The organism is Aeromonas sp. A35_P (assembly GCF_002259925.1).
GTDB lineage: Bacteria > Pseudomonadota > Gammaproteobacteria > Enterobacterales > Aeromonadaceae > Aeromonas > Aeromonas dhakensis.
Map to the genome: position 1 here is coordinate 1 of NZ_NEVB01000186.1, position 17,293 is coordinate 17,293.

At 62.2% G+C, this 17,293-nt stretch carries 10 protein-coding genes, 3 pseudogenes and 1 riboswitch; of the genes and pseudogenes, 4 read left to right on the forward strand and 9 right to left on the reverse strand.

The window, feature by feature from the left end:
• Nucleotides 1-286: transposase (locus CAK78_RS11575; protein ID WP_141214179.1), on the forward strand; the 286-nt coding region annotated here is incomplete at its 5' end.
• A 213-nt stretch (nucleotides 287-499) separates the two neighbouring features.
• Here CAK78_RS11575 and CAK78_RS11580 read toward each other — a convergent pair.
• From CAK78_RS11580 to CAK78_RS11600, 5 genes and pseudogenes are all read right to left on the reverse strand, one after another.
• Nucleotides 500-1,261, reverse strand: a complete 762-nt coding sequence (locus CAK78_RS11580) for a Nif3-like dinuclear metal center hexameric protein (protein WP_094697369.1) — start codon at nucleotides 1,259-1,261, stop codon at nucleotides 500-502.
• Between the two features lie 146 nt (nucleotides 1,262-1,407).
• Complete coding sequence (locus CAK78_RS11585) at nucleotides 1,408-2,751, reverse strand: sigma-54-dependent transcriptional regulator (protein ID WP_017783963.1); 1,344 nt, start codon at nucleotides 2,749-2,751, stop codon at nucleotides 1,408-1,410.
• A gap of 76 nt (nucleotides 2,752-2,827) precedes the next feature.
• On the reverse strand, nucleotides 2,828-3,862 hold the full coding sequence (locus tag CAK78_RS11590) for a sensor histidine kinase (protein WP_094697370.1): 1,035 nt from the start codon (nucleotides 3,860-3,862) through the stop codon (nucleotides 2,828-2,830).
• A gap of 106 nt (nucleotides 3,863-3,968) precedes the next feature.
• Nucleotides 3,969-5,392, reverse strand: a pseudogene (locus tag CAK78_RS11595) (sigma-54 dependent transcriptional regulator).
• A 265-nt stretch (nucleotides 5,393-5,657) separates the two neighbouring features.
• Nucleotides 5,658-6,527 carry a DUF2726 domain-containing protein gene (locus CAK78_RS11600; protein WP_176452763.1) on the reverse strand — a complete coding sequence of 290 codons (870 nt, stop codon included), beginning with the start codon at nucleotides 6,525-6,527 and terminating at the stop codon, nucleotides 5,658-5,660.
• Nucleotides 6,528-6,737: 210 nt separating this feature from the next.
• Here CAK78_RS11600 and CAK78_RS11605 point away from each other — a divergent pair, with 210 nt between their 5' ends.
• The 3 genes and pseudogenes from CAK78_RS11605 to CAK78_RS11615 all read left to right on the forward strand — a co-directional run bounded on the left by CAK78_RS11605 (nucleotide 6,738) and on the right by CAK78_RS11615 (nucleotide 10,969).
• Entirely contained in the window at nucleotides 6,738-7,250 is a 513-nt protein-coding gene (locus tag CAK78_RS11605; RefSeq protein ID WP_005302753.1) for a glycine cleavage system protein R, read from the forward strand.
• A gap of 75 nt (nucleotides 7,251-7,325) precedes the next feature.
• Nucleotides 7,326-9,403: pseudogene (ppk1, locus tag CAK78_RS11610) on the forward strand (polyphosphate kinase 1).
• A pseudogene (locus tag CAK78_RS11615) lies at nucleotides 9,393-10,969 on the forward strand (Ppx/GppA phosphatase family protein). The pseudogenes ppk1 and CAK78_RS11615 overlap by 11 nt, the downstream one beginning before the upstream one ends.
• A gap of 62 nt (nucleotides 10,970-11,031) precedes the next feature.
• Here CAK78_RS11615 and mgtE read toward each other — a convergent pair.
• From mgtE to CAK78_RS11635, 4 genes are all read right to left on the reverse strand, one after another.
• Nucleotides 11,032-12,375: a magnesium transporter gene (mgtE, locus tag CAK78_RS11620; protein WP_094697371.1), complete on the reverse strand. Its 1,344-nt coding sequence runs from the start codon at nucleotides 12,373-12,375 to the stop codon at nucleotides 11,032-11,034.
• Nucleotides 12,376-12,495: 120 nt separating this feature from the next.
• Nucleotides 12,496-12,665, reverse strand: a riboswitch (M-box (ykoK) riboswitch).
• 213 nt (nucleotides 12,666-12,878) lie between these two features.
• Complete coding sequence (gene flgL / locus CAK78_RS11625; RefSeq protein WP_094697372.1) at nucleotides 12,879-14,087, reverse strand: flagellar hook-associated protein FlgL; 1,209 nt, start codon at nucleotides 14,085-14,087, stop codon at nucleotides 12,879-12,881.
• 4 nt (nucleotides 14,088-14,091) lie between these two features.
• On the reverse strand, nucleotides 14,092-16,092 hold the full coding sequence (locus CAK78_RS11630) for a FlgK family flagellar hook-associated protein (protein WP_094697373.1): 2,001 nt from the start codon (nucleotides 16,090-16,092) through the stop codon (nucleotides 14,092-14,094).
• A 3-nt stretch (nucleotides 16,093-16,095) separates the two neighbouring features.
• Complete coding sequence (locus CAK78_RS11635) at nucleotides 16,096-17,250, reverse strand: glucosaminidase domain-containing protein (RefSeq protein ID WP_094697374.1); 1,155 nt, start codon at nucleotides 17,248-17,250, stop codon at nucleotides 16,096-16,098.
• Nucleotides 17,251-17,293 lie beyond the last annotated feature (43 nt).

Here is a 17,293-nt window from a genome sequence, read left to right on the forward strand (position 1 = left end):
GGCCAATTGTGAGCACCTGGGTGTTGTCACCGGGGGCAACCTTGACTTGCTGGATCATCCGGCATTCAACTGGGTAAACACGATGATAGGGAATGTGAAGAACTCGCTGCGGGGCAGTTGCCATACGCTCGGAGCGAAGCATTTACCGAGACATCTTGCTGAATACTGCTTCCGGTTTAATCATCGTTTTGACCTCAAAAGCATGTTGGTTGAATTGGGGCATGCAGTCGTGGCAAGCCCTCCGATGCCATATCGGCTCTTGAAGCTGGCTGAGGGTCATGGGTAATCAGGAAATAGAACAAGGGAGGCTCAGGCCTCCCTTGTCATTTCTACATACCCGAACAATAGCTGCATTAATTCAAAGCTGTTCACGACCTGTCGCGAGAAAGCGTCAGCAAGGTGAAGAGCAGCACAGGAACCGGAGCGTATGGACATACGTGAGGATTCCGAGCAGCACATGAGCCTTGATCACGGTTTCGCAGCAAGATCGTGGACTGGTTTACACCGGATTGTCGATATCGATAAAGGTCACATCCAGCCCGTGCACCGTCGCCAACCACTCCCCAAGCGCCTTGACGCCGTAGCGCTCGGTGGCGTGGTGGCCGGCGGCGTAGAAGTGCATGCCCATCTCGCGGGCGGTGTGGATGGTCTGCTCGGAAGCTTCGCCAGAGATGAAGGCATCGATGCCCTGCTCCGCCGCCAGATTGATGTAGCTCTGACCGCCACCGGTGCACCAGGCCACCGAGCGGATAAGCTCGGGGCCGCTGTCGCCACAATGGAGCGGTTCACGGCCGAGCCGATCGGCAATCAGCTTGGCAAAATCGCTGCCGCTCATGGGCTCTTCCAGCTTGCCCACCATGGCGACGCTCTTGCTGTTCCAGGGCTCGAGGCCACGGCGCACCTTGATACCCAGCAACTGGGCCAGCTGGGCGTTGTTGCCCACCTCGGGGTGCACGTCCAGCGGCAGGTGATAGGCAAACAGGTTGATGTCATGGGTCAGCAGGGTCTTGATGCGGCGCTGTTTCATGCCGGTGATCTGGGCCGGCTCGCCACTCCAGAAGTAGCCGTGATGGACCAGGATGGCGTCAGCATCGGCAGCCACGGCCGCGTCGATCAGGGCCTGGCTGGCTGTCACGCCGGTCACCACCTTGCGAATGCGCTCACGCCCCTCCACCTGCAGGCCATTGGGGCAGTAATCCTTGATGGCGTGGGGTTCGAGCAGATGGTTGAGTACGCTTTCCAGTTTTCGATGAGAGATCATAGGGGTCCCTTATAAAGGCGCCGACCCCTGTGCTGCGATACAGACAGGAATCGGGCTCATAACGCCGAGGCCCCATGATAATCGAGGCGGGCCGGCAAGACCATTATGCCTCCGCACTGCGGCCCATGGTCGGGACCGGAATGGCCTCAGGCCGGCAGGTCGATCCCCGCCTCGCGCATCTGGGCCAGCTTGTAGCGCAGGGTACGCGGGCTGATGCCGAGCCGGTCGGCCACCGCCTTGCGGCTGCCGTTGCAATCCTGCAGGGTGTCGAGAATGATCTGGTGCTCCTGCTGCTTGAGCTCGCTGCCCAGGTGTTCGCTGCCGCTGCTGCGCTCGTTGCCGACCAGGCGGATCTCCTCTTCCTCCACCTCTTCCAGAATGAGGTGCTCGCAGCCGATGAGGCCATCCGGGCTCAGAATGAGGGCGCGCTGCACCACGTTGTCGAGCTCGCGCACGTTGCCGGGCCAGGGGTGAGCCAGCAGCCGCTCGCGTGCGGGTTCTGTGAGCTGCGGCGTCGGCAATCCCTGCTGACCGGCATGCAGTGCCAGCAGGTGCTCCGCCAGCGGCAGTATGTCGCCGGGACGCTCCCACAGCGCCGTCCAGCGCAGCGGGAAGACATTGAGGCGATAGTAGAGATCCTCGCGAAACAGGCCGTCTTGCACCGCTTTTTTCAGATCCCGGTTGCTGGTGGCGATGACCCGCACGTCGAGCGGGATCAGCTTGCGGCTGCCGAGCCGCTCCACCTCTTTCTCCTGGAGCACCCGCAGCAGCTTGGCCTGCAACCCCAGATCCATCTCGGTGATCTCGTCGAGCAGCAGGGTCCCCCCCTGGGCCTGTTCGAACTTGCCGGGGCAGCCCTGCACCGCGCCGGTAAAGGCCCCCTTCTCGTAGCCGAACAGGGTGGCCTCCAGCATGTTTTCCGGAATGGCGGCGCAGTTGATGGCGACGAATGTCTGTTCGGCGCGGCTGGAGTTGTCGTGGATGTAGCGGGCCAGCACCTCTTTGCCGGTCCCGCTCGGGCCGGTCACCATCACGGTGGCCTCGCTTCTGGCCACCCGGGTCGCCAGCTGGAACAGCTCGGCAGTCTTGGGATCGCCATAGACCACGGCCCGCTTCTCCACCTTCTGGGCCGGCACATAGCGACTGACCTGATTGAGCAGCACCTCGGGGGAGAAGGGCTTGGCCAGGTAATCGATGGCCCCTTCGCGCATGGCCCGCACCGCACCGTCGATGTTGGCGTAGGCGGTCATCAACAGCACCGGCACCTGGGGATATTGCTGGCGGATATTGGCCAGCAGGGTCAGGCCGTCCATCCCCCCCATCTGGATATCCGAGATCACCATGTCGAAACTCTGGCGCGACAGGGCCAGCAGAGCCCGCTCACCGCTGTCCACCTCGCGGCACTCATAGCCGCCGAGCAACAGGGTATCCATCAGCGCTTCGCGCAGGCCATTGTCATCTTCCACTACCAGGATCCGGGCCTGAGTCATGCTACACCTCCCACCACAGCCAGCCTGGCCGCATTGATATTGATCCCTGCCGGATGGCGCTGACGCTCAACATGGCTCATGCGACACCTCCGAGCGGCACCGCCTGCTGATGCAGGGGGAACGACAGGGTAAAACAGGTGCCCTCACCGGGGACCGAGGCCACGCTGACCTCCCCCTGATGGGCACGGACGACGGATTGCACCACCGCCAGCCCAAGGCCGGTGCCCTGGGAGCGGGTGGTAAAGAAGGGTTCGAAGATCTGGCTCAGCAGGTGAGCGGGCATCCCCTTGCCGTTGTCGAGAATGCGCAGCTCCACCCGGGCGCCGCTGCGCACTGCGCTCACCAGCAAGGAGGTTGCCCCCGCCTGCTGGGCGTTGGCGATAAGGTTGTTGACGGCCCCCGCCAGCGCGCTGCTATTGGCCAGCAGGCAGAGATCAGGCTCCGGCGCCTCCATGTGCAGCTCGCAGCCCTGCTGGGCGCAGAAGGCTTCGGCCCCCGCCTGCACCTCGGCCAGCAGTCCCTGTACCGACGTCGGGGTCACCACCTGGTTGTCGCCGTTGCGGGCAAACAGCAGGATGTCGTTGATCTGCTTCTCGAGATCCTGCAAGCGTGCCATCAGCTTTTGCTGGAACTGGCTGCGGGATTCGGGCTTGAGGGTGCGGTTGGCCAGGTTGGCGGCATAGAGCATGGCGGCGGAGAGCGGCGTGCGGATCTGGTGGGCCAGCGAGGCAGCCATGTTGCCAAGGGCTGACAACCGCTTCATGTGGTTGATGCGATCTTGCAGCTGGCGGGTTTCGGTCAGATCGTTGATGAACACCAGCTGGCCCGGCTGATCCGGCAGCGGCTGGGTCGAGAGCTGCACCCGGCGCCCATCGCGCAGGGAGATCTCATGGCCGTCATCCTCGCGGGGCTGAAAGCAGCGGTCGATGATCTGGCGCCAGGCCTGCCCTTCCAGCGGCTCCCCCAGCAGCGCCTTGGCAGCCGGATTGGCGCGGGTGATCCGGCCCTCGCCGTCGAGCAGCAAGACACCGGTGGGCAGCGCCGTGAAGATAGCGTAAAGCTGGCTCACCTCGTGAGACTGGAGCGGGGTTTCTTGCGGCTGGGCTGTCATAAAGCTGACCTCAAACTGGCGACTGAGTCAGCTTATTCAATTTCCATGCCACTAAATATTATATATAAAATCAAAGCCTTGAAGCTTGGCGTCAAGGCTTTGATCCTTATGCTTCCTTGCTCATTCCGTATTTTTTCATCTTCTCCACCAGGGTGGTACGGCGCATGCCGAGCAAGTCGGCGGCGCGGGCCACCACCCCGTCCTGGGACTCCAGCGCCTGGCGGATCAGCTCCACTTCGAGGTCAGCCAGCATCTCCTTGAGGTTGACCCCCTCCTCCGGCAGCTGCATGGCGCGGGCGTGGCTGGCGGGCAGATCCAGCTCGGGCGGATCCTGGAACACCGCGGCCAGCGCATCGCGCTCGTCCATCTCGGTCAACCGCTCATCCCGCGGCTCGCAGGGCAGCAGCCGATAGCGGCTCTCGGCAGGTCGGCCACATCGACGATCTGCTGCGGGTAGAGGATGAGCAGCCGCTCCAGCAGGTTGGAGAGCTCGCGTACGTTGCCCGGCCAGGGGTACTGCATCAGGGACTCCATGGCGCGCTGGGTCAGGCGGATCATCCCCTGGTGCAGCTCGGCATGGCGATTGAGCAGCTCCTGCAGCAGCAGCGGGATGTCGTCGGCCCGATCCCGCAGCGGCGGGGTCTCGATGGGGAAGACGTTGAGGCGATAGTAGAGATCTTCACGAAAGACCTGGGTGCGGATCATCGCCTCCAGATCCCGGTGGGTGGCCGCGATGATGCGCACGTCCGCCTGAATTGGCTTGCCGCCACCAACCCGATCAAACATCCGCTCCTGCAGCACCCGCAGCAGCTTGACCTGCATCGGCAGCGGCATGTCGCCGATCTCGTCGAGAAACAGGGTGCCTCCCTGGGCCAGCTCGAAGCGACCGCGCCGGGCGGCGATGGCGCCGGTGAAGGCCCCCTTCTCGTGACCGAACAGCTCGCTCTCGAGCAGTTCGGCCGGGATGGCACCGCAGTTGATGGGCACGAAGGGGCCCGCGCTTCGGGCCGAGAGTTCATGGATGGCACGCGCCACCACCTCCTTGCCGGTACCCGATTCGCCGAGGATCAGCACGTTGGCATCGGTCTCGGCCACCTGGCTGATGAGTCGGCGCACCTCCTGGATCCCCTTGCCCTTGCCCACCAGCAGGCGCAGCAGCGCCTGCCCCTTGTCGTGGGTCTGCTGACGGGGGTGGAGGGAGACGAAGGCCTGGCAAAAGTGCAGATGGCGGGTCAGGGATTCGTAGGTGAAGGGGGACTCGGCCACCCCGATGAAGTTGCTGTTGGGGAAGTCGGCCTCCACCAGCGACAGGAAGGGCACCCGGGGAAAACCGGCCAGCAGCTCGCCCAGCGGGCGGTCATTGAGGGCACCGGTCAGTACCCCCTGGAGCGGGCCGGATGACTCGATGGCAACCTCCAGATCACCCTCGGCAACCTCCTGCCAGGGGATCCCCATGAACGAGAGAACTGTCCCCAACTGCTGGCGCCGCTGCGCATCGGCGTCAACAATCAACACTCCCATTGCCATCATATCCATCCCTCTATTCTCGACGTAACTTATTGTTTTATTGTGCTTATGTGGTCAAGCCACGCACTTTATGCAGGATGCACAAAGTGCCAAAATTCCGACGCATTGTCAAAATTTGTCGCATTTCACCTAAGTTTATCGACCCAACGGCGCCACAAGATAAATTTTGTCGGCACTTTTTTTGGGTAACGCGGGCAAACAAGAGGAGAGGAACAGGTGCGGGGGGACCTGCTTGCGGCACGCTGCGGGCCGCAAGCAGGCAGGATGGTCAATGGCGGGAGTGAGTGTGGGGCGCGGCGTAACGGCACTCGGGGAAGCGGCTGCAGGCCAGGAACAGGCGGCCGGCATGGGGTCCCTTCTTGGCCTCCCGTTCCACCAGCGGCGCATCGCAACGGGGGCAGTGCGGCACCTGATGGGGAGCCTCGTCTTCGTCCTCTTCCACCTCGGCAAACAGATTGTCCACCAGCTCGGCGTCGGCCGCCGGCAGCGGTGCACTGCGTGGCGATACGATGGCCTTGATGGGGGCCACGGCCGGGGCGCGGCCACCATGGTGAGGCTCTTCCACCTCGACCCTGTCCAGTTGCAGAGGGCTGAAGGTGGGTTCGCGGCGCTCGCCCGGCAGCAGATCCTCTTGCGGCAGATCCGTGCTGCGGTGCAGCAGCGGCAGGATCTGTTCGCGCAGCTCCTCGACCTGATAGTGGCTGCTCGCCGGGATCTGCAGCAGCGGCAGACCGGCGCTGTCAAAAGCGGCCTTGAGGAAGCTGTCCCGCGCCTTGCGCTTCTGATGACGGTGGGAGCTGTCATCGAGTTCGATGGCGCAGATGAAGGAGAGATCCGAGGGGTGGCAGAGCAGATAGTCCACGTGCTTGGCGCAGATCTTGTTGAAGGCCTGCTGCCACTTGCTCTTGCCCATCCCCGCCTCCGGCGTCAGCACATCGGCCACCCGCACCTTGGCAAAGACCCGGGCCTGGTCGCCCACCGCCAGATCCAGCACACCGAGGAAGGAGCGCTCCGCCGGGCTGAACAGGGTCTCCTGCAGCTCATAAGGCAGCGCCTTGCCCTTCTTGCCCCTGCTCCAGAAAATCGCCAGCAGAAGCAGCACCAACAACACCAATCCCGATACGACAAGGCTATTCATACGCGCACATCCCGCTCACCAGAGCCAGCTAGTTTCACAATACAAAACAGGGGCATCACTCTACCACGCAGCTGCAGGCACAGGCAGTGCAGAAATGGCGTCAGCCCCCTCTTCGCCGCGCTTTTTCGCCATTTTTGCTACCGGCGGGGCTTCATATGGCCTGTGACAGCAGGCACAATGCTGGAGAAACCCAATTCCAAGGAGAGCAGGATGCAAAAGCAATTGGTCGTGACCGTGATCGGCGCAGACAAGCCCGGTATCGTCGAGAGTCTGGCGGACGTCATCAGCCACCAGCAGGGCAACTGGCTGGCCAGCTCCATGAGCGAGCTGGCAGGACAGTTTGCCGGCATCCTGCACGTGAGCGTGCCTGACGAGCACTACCGCAGCCTGTGCGAGGCACTGGCGATGCTGCCTGGTCTCACCGTCAGCTTCGCCGAAGGCCAGCTCAGCCAGGAGCCGGAGCGGCAGGTGATGGTCAGCGTCACCGGCAATGACCGGGCCGGCATCGTCCACGAGGTGGCCAGCATCTTGCGTCAGCTCAACGTCAACGTGGCCGACCTCACCACCGGCTGCGAGCCCGCCCCCCACTCCGGCGCCCCGCTCTTCTACGCCCACGCCCTGGTGGCGCTGCCGCCCCGGCTCGAACTGGGGGATCTCATCAGTGCGCTGGAGTCCCTCTCCGACGATCTGGTGGTCGACATCGACCAGGCCTTCATCGACTGAGCGGATGGTCATCAATCTGTCATATTTCCACGCCATAACTGCCGCGCAGACGCGACCTGACCACAGAGGCATCACATGAGCACCGACAAGCAGTATGAAGAGAAGGAGCTGAGTTGGCTCTCATTCAATGAACGGGTGTTGCAAGAGGCGATGGACAAGACGGTCCCGCTCATCGAGCGGGTCCGTTTTCTGGGGATCTTCTCCTCCAATCAGGACGAGTTCTTCAAGGTACGGGTGTCGGACGTCAAGCGCCGCATCCTGATCAACGAGGTGCACGGCGGCGACGACGAGGCCAAGGTGTTGCTGCGGGCCATCCAGCAGAAGGTGATGGCGCTCGGCGAGGCGTTCGACAACACCTACAAGGAGCTGCTGATCGCGCTGGCCCGCCACAACATCTTCCTGGTCAACGAGAATCAGCTCTCCGAATCCATCCAGCAGTGGCTGCGGGTCTTCTTCAAGGAGAAGGTGCTGCGCCACATCATCCCCATCCTGCTCAACAAGGAGGTCAACCCGGTCAAGTTCCTGAAAGACGAGTACACCTACCTCGCCATCGAGATGAAGAAGAACGGCCAGGTGATCCAGTACGCCCTGGTGGAGGTGCCGACCGACGATCTGCCCCGCTTCTTCCAGCTGCCGCCGGAGGGTACCCGCCGCAAGAAGCAGATCATCATCCTGGACAACGTCATCCGCTTCTGTCTGGACGAGATCTTCAAGGGCTTCTTCGACTACGACGAGATTGCCGCCTACGCGGTCAAGCTGACCCGGGATGCCGAGTATGACCTCTCCGACCAGCTCGACCTCAGCCTGGTGGACAAGATGAGTGATGGCTTGAAACAGCGCCTCACCGCCATGCCGGTGCGCTTCGTCTACGAGCGGGAGATGCCGGCAGCCATGATAAGCTTCTTGAAGCTCAAGCTGCAGATCAGCTCCTACGACGCCATCATGCCGGGCGGGCGCTATCACAACTTCAAGGATTTCATCGGCTTCCCCAACGTGGGGCGGGACTATCTGGAAAATCCCAAACTGCCGGCGCTCGATTGCCGCGACTTCGACGGTTTCGTCAACGCCTTCGACGCCATCACCAAGCAGGACATACTGCTCTACTACCCGTACCACAAGTTCCACCACTTCACCGAGCTGGTGCGCCAGGCGGCGTTCGACCCGGCGGTGAGCGCCATTCGCATCAACATCTACCGGGTGGCCAAGAAGTCGCGCATCATCCACTCCCTGATAGATGCCGCCAACAACGGCAAGAAGGTGACCGTGGTGGTGGAGTTGCGCGCCCGTTTCGACGAGGCGGCCAACATCGACTGGGCCAATATCCTGACCAATGCGGGGGTCAAGGTGGTGTTCGGGGTACCGAGCCTCAAGATCCACTCCAAGCTCTGCCTCATCACCCGCCACGAACATGGCGAGGCGGTGCGCTACGCCCATATCGGCACCGGCAACTTCAACGAGAAGACCGCCAAGATCTACACCGACTTCTCCCTGCTGACCCGCCACCCGGACATCACCGCCGAGGTGGAGAGCGTGTTCGAATACATCGAATACCCCTACCGGCGCTACAAGTTCAACCACCTGCTGGTCTCCCCCATCAACAGCCGGCGCCAGCTCTATCGGCTCATCGACAACGAGCTCACCAACGCCAAGGCGGGGCAGCCCAGCGGCATCACCCTCAAGATCAACAACCTGGTGGACAGGGATCTCATCAACCGGCTCTATGCCGCCGGCCAGGCCGGGGTGCCCATCCAGATGATCATCCGCGGCATGTGCGCCCTGCGCCCCGGGGTGCCGGGGTGCCGGGTCTTAGCGACAACATCCGGGTCATCAGCATCATCGACCGCTTCCTCGAACATCCGCGGGTGATGGTGTTCCACAACCGGGGCAACCCCCAGCTCTATATCTCCAGCGCCGACTGGATGAGCCGCAACATCGACGGCCGCATCGAGGTGGGTACCCCTATCTACGACGAGCGTCTCAAGCAGCGCATCCTGGATATTCTCGAGCTACAACTGAGTGACACCTGCAAGGCGCGGGTCATCGATGCCGACCAGAAGAACGAATACGTGAAGCGGGGCAACCGCCGCAAGATCCGCTCCCAGGTCGCGATTTACGACTACCTCAAACGCATAGAGTCAAACAATGGACAATAGCCTGTACGCCGCCGTCGATCTCGGCTCGAACAGCTTTCACATGGTGATCGCCCATCTCAGCGAGGGGCGTTTTCGCATCGTCGATCGCATCAAGGAGCGGGTGCGTCTGGCCGACGGGATGGATGCCCACAAGCGGATGAGTCCGGAGGCGATGGCCCGTGGCCTCGCCTGCCTGTCGATCTTTGCCGAGCGGCTTACCAACATCAATCCGCATCAGATCCGCATCGCCGGCACCTACACGTTGCGCCGCGCCAGCAATGCCCGCGAGTTTGTGAGCGGCTTACCAACATCAATCCGCATCAGATCCGCATCGCCGGCACCTACACGTTGCGCCGCGCCAGCAATGCCCGCGAGTTTGTGAGCGAGGCGGCCAAGGTGCTCAACCACCCCATCGAGATCATCAGCGGTCAGGAGGAGGCGCGCCTCATCTATCAGGGGGTCGCCCATACCCAGCACATCGAGGGACAGGTGCTGGTGGTGGACATCGGCGGCGGCAGCACCGAGCTCATCATCGGCGAAGGGTTCGAACACAAGGCGCTCACCAGCCGCAAGATGGGTTGCGTCAGCTTTACCCAGTGCTTCTTTGCCAATGGCAAGCTCGGCGAGAAAGCCTTCAATGGCGCCGTGCTGGAGGCACAACACCAGCTCGCCCCCATCATCAACCAGTACCGCAAGCTGGGCTGGCAGAGCTGCCTCGGCAGCTCGGGCTCGATCCGCACCGTGCGCGATGTGCTGCAGGGTGAGGGCTGGACCGACGGCAGCATCACGCTCACCGGGCTGGAGCGGCTCAAAGAGGAGATGCTGACCCACAAGCGGGTCGCCGATCTCAAGCTGGCCGGCCTCACCGAAGAGCGCCAGGAGGTGTTTGCCGCCGCGGTGGCCATCCTGATCGGGCTCTTCACCTCCCTGCCCATCGAGCGGATGGAGTACTCCGACGGCGCCCTGCGCGAAGGCTTGCTGTATGAGTTCGAGGAGCGGCTGCAGCACCACGACATTCGCGAGCGCACCGCCCAGGCCCTCGGCACCCACTACCGACTGGACCGAAAGCAGGCCGCCCGGGTGGAGCAGAGCGTGCTGACCCTGTTTGATGCCCTGCAGGTGCCATGGCAGCTGCCGGTAGAGCCCTATCGAGCCATCCTCGGCTGGGCGGCGCGGCTGCACGAGATTGGCCTTGCCATCAACTACAGCGGCATCCACCGCCACTCCGCCTATATCCTGCAGCACACCGACCTGCCCGGCTTCAACCAGGACGATCAGGCCCTGCTGGCAGCCCTGGTTCGCTTCCAGCGCAAGGGGCTCAAGCTCGCCGAGCTGCCCGCCCTGCCCAACCACGACGAGCAGACGGTGCTGCGCTGCATCCGCATCCTGCGCCTCGCGGTGGCCGCCCACCACAGGCGTCAGGACAACCTGCTACCCGAGTGGAAGGTCACGGCGCAAGGCGATCAGCTGGTGGTGACCCTGCCACTCGACTGGTGTGAGGAGAACAAATTGCTGATGCAGAATCTGGAGAAGGAGCACCGCTATTGCCAGGAGCAGGGCTGGCCACTGCTGTTCCAGCTCGGCTGAGCGCGGGGACGGATGCAAAAAAGGCAGCCCATGGGCTGCCTTTTGCATTTTCGGATGGCGACTTACTGCAGCTCGGGCAGCAACAGCTTGGCGATCTCGAAATAGATGATGAGACCGGTGCCGTCCACCAGGGTGGCGATGAAGGGGGCAGACACCACCGCCGGGTCGATGCGGAAACGACGCAGCACCATGGGGATCACAGAGGCGACGGTGGCGCTCCACAGCACGATGGCGATGATGGTCAGGGTGACGACCATGCCGATCTGGGGACCGACACCCAGGCTCCAGGCCCGCACCCAGGCCGCCAGGGCAATGGCCGCCGAGATGAGCAGACCGGTGGAGATCTCTTTTTTCAGCACGGTGCCGAGGTTGCGCAGGCTCACCTCCCCTACCGCCATGGCACGGACAATCGTGGTGGTGATCTGGGTGCCGCTGTTGCCGCCGGTGCCGATCAGGAGCGGGATGAAGAAGGCCAGCGCGATGGCGGCTTCCAGCTGCTCTTCAAACGCCCGCAGCACGGTACCTGTATAGGCTTCGGCCACGAACAGGATCAGCAGCCAGCCTACCCGCTTGCGCCACAGCTGCCAGGGAGTCGCCTGCAGATAGGGGGTATCAAGCGGCGAGGAGCCACCCTGCATCTCGGCATCCTCGGTGGATTCGAGCTCCAGGATGTCGGCGGCATCGTCCACGTGGAAGATACCCACCAGCTTGCCCTGATCCTCCACCGGCAGAGTCGAGAGGTCACGGTCGATCAGCAGGCGGGCGGCCAGCTCCTGATCCGCCCTGGCGTTGATGCGCACCGTCTCCCGGTCCATCAGCTCGCTCACCGGCAGTTGCGGGTCGGCGATCAGCAGGGATTTGAGCGAGATGCTGCCATGCAGACGTTTGTCGTTGTTGACCACATAAAGATGCTTGAACAACTGGGCGTTGTCCCAGGCATCGTGGATCAGCTGTTTGGCACTGCCCACCGTCTCCTGATCGCCGATGGCCAGGAATTCGTGGCGCATGTTGGCGCCCACCGATTCGGTCGGCCAGTCGAGCAGGGAGTAGAAGGTGGACTGGACCTGCTCCGGGAAGCGGGCAAGCAGCATGGTGCGATCACTGCTCCCCAGCCGGCGCAGAATGGCCAGCATGTCGCGCCGGGGCATGGCCCCCTGCAACAGGCTGACGATGCTGGCATGCAGCCGCATCAGCAGCCGGCCGGCACAGTCCGCCGACAGCGAGCTGAGCAATGCGGCCCCCTCGTTGATGGGCAGGGTGTCGAAGATGCAGTTGAGCTCTTCCGGACGCAGGGTCAGCAGTTGATCGGCGCGCTGAACCGGATCCAGGTTGTGCTCCAGCCAGCCCTGCAGGGCGGCCAGATCGAGCAGTTGGTGACGATTGAGTAGTGTCTGTGTTTTCTTCATCACAAATGACCTCATGTGATTTCAGGCAAGCCTGAGCGCGAACGGTGATCCGTCGCCGTCTGAAAGAAAACAGCAATTTGATTGACGAGTAATAGGCAGGAAATGACGCCGTCCGGCGTGTCATCATCCCCACGTACCAGCTTTAGCACTGCATAACGTATCCGGCATGCCGGAAGCCACTTGGGTTTACACCTTAATCCGATGAAAACTGTCCTGATCTTGGGCGTCTCTGGACGTCGTGAGATCAGTGGCCTGTGTTTATACAGGAGCCTCGCCTAACGAGATGCTGCAAATAATCGCACAACCCTCTGTTGTGCGGGCAGCATGATTATCGAACGCTCAATAGGAGTCAACCCGGGGCAAGGGGCTAAATGGCCCATGGCAACAGCTTGTTACAATTGGTTGGCAAGGGGAGTTGAATGAGGATAAAAAAGCGGAGAAAAGGGAGTGAAACGGAAACCATCGCTTGCGGCCAGCCAGGGCCACAAGCGATGAAACACGGCTTAACGGATGTAGTCGAACAGGGTCAGCTTGCTGATCTTGCTAAACGAGAGCTGGGTAGCGCTCAGGGCCGCATCCTCTTTTGACAGGGTGGCGATCACCTCATAGAGATCCGCTTCGGAGACCTTGGCCCTGGCCTGCTGGTTGAGGGTGCTCAACCCTTCGTTCGAACCCATTACCTGATCCAGTCCGTTCATGCGACCGCCGATCTCTCCCAGCCCCTGATCCACGTTCAGACGGGCATTTTTCATGTGGGCGGTGGCATCCGCCACCTTCAGCTGGAAGGTATCCGGCGTGATGTTGGGATCCCGCAGCGCCGTGATGAAATCGGACATGCCATCCAGGATGTTGTTGTTCTGGGGCGGATCCAGCACGAAGTTTTGTGCCGCTCCCCCCGCCGGCAGCGACAGGGTCAGCTCCAGTCCGTTGAAGGGGATCTTGTTGCCCGCCACATAGTCGCCGCTTTGCAGCAGGGTACCGCCGCCATCCCGGATTTCGTAGGTATCCGGCGTGCCAGCGATGGTGTTCACCGTGTACTGGTTGCTGGCGAGCGAAGGGTCATAGTTGTTGCGGTAAAAACTGTCGAAGTGGCCCTGATCGGCCACTCCGACCTGAATATTGGCGCTGGCCGCGCTGCTGGTACGGCGGGTCGGCACGATTTCGAACAGGTTGAAGCCCGAATCGTTGGCGGCAATCTGCACCGTCGGTGACACCTGGATCTTGCGCTGACCGGTATCCCCCTGAAAGATGTAGTTGCCGCTGGCATCCTGAATGAAGGGCTGGGTCTTGCTCTGATTGCCGCCGAAGATATATTCGCCCTGGGAGTTCTTGCTGTTCATCAGGTCGAACATCTGCTTTTGCAGCCCCTCCAGCTCGCTGGCAATAGCCTGGCGATCCTCGTACCCCACCGCCGAGTCGTTCGCCTTCTGGATCAGGGTCTGGGCACTGGTCATGGCGGTGTTGAGGGCGGTCAGCACCGTCTCCTCGTGGCCCAGGCTGTTTTCCAGCAGGCTGCCGTTGACCCCGTACTGCTTGAAGAGATCGATCTCCTTGGTCAGCGCCAGCTTCTGGCTCATGCCGGAAGGGTCCTCCCCCGCCGACTTGAACTTCTCCCCCGTCATCAGTTGCTCGTAGGCCGTGCTCAGCCGCTCGTTGGCACTGTTCAGCGAGGAGATGTTGCGGTCATAGACCATGTTGGTAGTGATACGCATCGGGTTACCTCACTGATGACAGCAGGGTGTCGAAGATGGTCTTGGCGGTGCTGACGATCTGGGCGGAGGCGGCATAGGACTGCTGATAGCGGATCAGGTTGGCCGCCTCCTCCTCCAGACTGACGCCGGAGACACTCTCGAAAATCGCCCTGCTCTGGGTCAATTTCGTTTCATCGGCCTTGAGCTGGCTCTTGGCCTGGCTGGTGGTGTTGCCCACCCCGGTCACCAGGCTGGAGTAGGCCTCGTTGAAGGTCATCTTGTCGTTGCTGGTGCCGGCGTTGCTGCTCTTGCGCACCAGATCCTTGTTCTGCAGTTCGGCCAGCGCCAGGCCGTTGGCGTTGTCGGCAAAGCCGTCGGTGTTGTAGCTCAGGGTGAAGCTGTCATTGGCTTCCACCTTGCCGGTGATGCTGAACTCATAACCCGGGGTCTGGGTCGGGGTGGCATAGACCTTGGGGCCCCCCAGCGGATTCTCGAGGGCCGCCATCAGGTTCTGCCCCTGGCTGGCGGCGGGGGCAACCCCGATCAGGGTAGTGCCGTCCGCGGCATAGACCTGATAGTTGCCGCTGCCATCTATCTTCACCACCTGAGGTGAAGCCGGATCCAGGCTGTTGGTGCCAAAGCCGGAACCGGCGCCGGTATTGGTAATGCCAGTGAGCTTGATCTCGCCCGAACCGAAGTTGTTTTTGCCTTTATCCGCCTTGAGCGGCGATGCCAGCGCCAGATCTTCGGCCCGGGTCACCAGCTGGTCCAGCCCGGCTGCCGCCCGCTTGGTGGGTTGCAGCAGGATCCTGTCCCCCGCCGCCGGCGTGCCGGAGAGATCGAACTGGATGCCGTGCCCCGCCACCTGCACGGTGGCGGGTGGCGTGGTGCCGGTGGCCAGCGAGGTGCGGTTGCCATCCTTGTCCACCGAGAACACCTCGTAGCCGGTGGCACTGCTGAACTGCACCTCGTAGTCGAAGGTGGTCACTTCCGTCCCCTTGCCGGGCACGAAACTCACCTTGGCGGCAGCGTTGCCGGTGTTCTGGCTGTAGGGCAGGCCATCGCTCGTGGCGAGGGAGAAGAGATCCCCCCCCAGCTCGTTGTCCAGATCCATCCCCAACCGGTTTTGCTGGTTCATGGCATCCGCCATGGCGGCCGCCAGCTGACCCAGCTCGCGCTTGGCCGGCTCCAGATCGTTGCGGGCAGAGAAGAGCCCCCCTATCCCGCCGCCTATGTCCTTGTCATTGAGGGCGACCTTGTTGGGGTCCATAACCAGCTGCAACTCGGACTCACGGGCATCGGGATTGCCCGGCACCACGCTGAGCTGGGCAACGCTGCCGTTGAGCACCAGGGAGTGGCCGGTGCTCATGTTGACCAGCATGCTGCCGTTGTCCTGCGGCACGGTGCGGATCTCCATCTTCTCGGAGAGCTGGCGAATGGCCTCGTCCCGCTGATCGAACAGCATCAGGTTCTCTTCCGGCGTGCCCTGGGTGCGAATGATGGCCTGGTTCAGATCGTTGATGCTGTTGATCAGGCTGTTCACCCGCTTGGCTTCGTCACCGATGGTGGTGTTGATGGTGTCGGTCTGTTTGTCCAGCTGGGCCGACAGGGTATGAAAGCGGTTCACCATGCCACTCAGTCCGCTCAGGGTGGTCTTGCGGCCCGAGATGTCGGCGGGGGCTTCGTTGGCGGTATGGAACCCCTCGAAATAGGAGCTGATGGCGGCGCCGACGCTGTTGCTGGTGTCCCCCAGCAGGGTGTCGGTGTTGGCGAGCTGCTGATAACGGGTGGAAGAGGCATAGAAGGCCGAGGTGTCGCGTCTGACCTCCCCCTGGGCATAGGCATTGATGACCCGCTCGGTCAGCATGTCCCCGGTACCGAGTCCGTTGGCATTGGTATAGATCAGGGTACGTTCACGCACATAGCCCTGGCTATTGACGTTGACGATGTTGTTACTGGTGGTCTGCAGCAGTCGCTGCTGGGCCATCACACCCGAGGTACCAATTCCAAGCAGATCGCTTGCCATGACTTACAGCTCCATTTCTGTCGTGTTGGTCGCGGAGTAGCCGGCAATGGCGTCACTGCGCAATACCTGTTTCAGTTTCCTGGCATAGTGCGGGTCGGTAGCGTATCCAGCCTGTTGCAAGGCTTCGAAATAGCGATCCGGACTGTCCACCTTGGCCAGCGCCCCCTTGTAGCGGGAGCCCGATGTCAGGAAATCGACATAGTCGTTGAAGCTCTCTTCGAACGACTCGTAAGAGCGAAACGCGGCCTTCTGGCGCGATGCCACTCCTTTCTCGTATTCCAGGGTGCTGACCACCGTCTTGGGCCCTTCCCAGCGCGGGTCAGCCTTGATGCCGAACAGGTTGTGGGTCACCTGCCCCGCCCCGTTCTTGATCACCCGTTTGCCCCAGCCACTCTCCAGCGCGGCCTGCGCCACCAGCACCGCCCCGTTCTTGATCACCCGTTTGCCCCAGCCACTCTCCAGCGCGGCCTGCGCCACCAGCACCGCCGGGCTCAATCCCAGCTTGGCGGCCGCCTTCTTGGCCAGCGGCATCAACCGGTCGACAAACTCTTCAGGGGAGTCGAACACCTGCGCGGTATCATCCAGCGCCTTGCGACTGCGCATGCCGTGTACCTCTGCCGCCGGCCCCATGGGCGGTACGGTTCGACGGGTACGATGCAGCGCTGTCTGAGGCTGGGTATCCCCTTGCATCTCTTTCTCAGCAAAATCTTTGCCAACTTTTGAGGCAGAGATGAGATCGTTGGCGGCGGAGGTGGGCGGCTGATAGGGTTTGTAGACCCGCTCGGTGCGCTGGGGCATCTTGAGCACCCGCCCGTCGTGATGGGTGAAGGTCTCCGGCGAGAGCTGCTTGGCTACCATGGCGGCCAGACCTATCCCCCCCTTGCTCGACATGTCGGCGACCCGCTGCTCATCCAGCATCCCTTCGTAGAACTGGGTGTAGCTGCTGTTGAAGGGGCTGTCCTGGGTCAATACCTGGTTGGCCTGGCGCATGCTCTGGAACAGGGTCTGGGTGAAAATGGACTCGAACTGGCGGGAGGCGGCCATCAGCGCATCCGCCTTCCCCTCCTTGGTCTGGCTCAGCTGGCGCAGGCGATCCAGGTTCTGGATGTCCTGTACCATGCCCAGATTCACGCCGCCGTTGTTATCTAACTCTGCCATTTTGCTTACCTCATTGCCGCCCGTGGCAACCCCTTGCCGCTTG